This is a genomic window from uncultured Endozoicomonas sp., from assembly GCF_947495845.1.
Classification (GTDB): domain Bacteria; phylum Pseudomonadota; class Gammaproteobacteria; order Pseudomonadales; family Endozoicomonadaceae; genus Endozoicomonas.
The window spans coordinates 1-251 of sequence record NZ_CANMAO010000118.1; the positions used below are offsets into that span (position 1 = coordinate 1).

The 251-nt window shown below is 53.0% G+C and carries 1 protein-coding gene; it reads left to right on the forward strand.

What is annotated here, in order from left to right; translation table 11 throughout:
- Positions 1–251: threonine/serine exporter family protein (locus Q1B11_RS20360; protein WP_299735851.1), on the forward strand; the 251-nt coding region annotated here is incomplete at both ends.

The window sequence follows — 251 nt, forward strand, 5'->3', positions numbered from 1 at the left end:
TCCATGAGCTTTTTATTTATTGAAAAAGTGCTCTGGGCCGTGGTTGCCGCGCTCGGGTTTGCCACGTTATTTACCGTCCCCCGTCGTGCATTTTGGGCTGTGGCTGTGCTGGCTGCTATTGGTTATGCATTAAGAGGCTTTGCTTTAGATAATGGTGCCAGCCTTGTGCTGGCGACGTTGCTGGGCTCCTGCGTCATGGGCTTGCTGTCTATTCAGCTGGCACACTGGGTTCATACGCCCACTACCGTCTT